1 protein-coding gene is annotated in these 440 nt (G+C 31.8%); it reads left to right on the plus strand.

Translation table 11 applies throughout. The features are described from left to right. Window positions 1-440 (plus strand): hypothetical protein (locus GQ594_RS11890; protein WP_160416526.1); only part of this gene is annotated, 440 nt, incomplete at both ends.

The following is a 440-nucleotide window of genomic DNA, read 5'->3' on the forward strand; positions in this document are numbered from 1 at the left end:
TAATCTAGAAGATATTATCTGGCGTATTGAAACTAACGAAAATTATAAAAAATACTCACTTAAAGCTAAAATTGAAGATTATAAAAAACCGCACCGACAAAAATTTCTAATAATGGAGTCCAGTGATGAAGACTATATTACTGAAAAATTTCAATTTTTTAATCGAATCTATCAATTGAATTTTACGGATACTGTTGGGGCAATGTATGATTGGAGAAGACCAACATGGTCAGTAATATTAAGTGAAACTATTGGTGAAATTACCCCACTAAAAGAGCGTTTTTTTGTTAAAGAATCAATACAAGGATATTATAAATGCATGACATTATTAAGTTACTACTATAAAGGCGAAGTGCAAGATATTGCACAAGCCCAACTTTGGCGTAAATATGCTATTACTATGGGGCAGCTACCATTTGAAAATTACTGGCCAGGCTACC

It is taken from the genome of Gilliamella sp. Pra-s52 (genome assembly GCF_009795805.1).
GTDB lineage: Bacteria > Pseudomonadota > Gammaproteobacteria > Enterobacterales > Orbaceae > Gilliamella.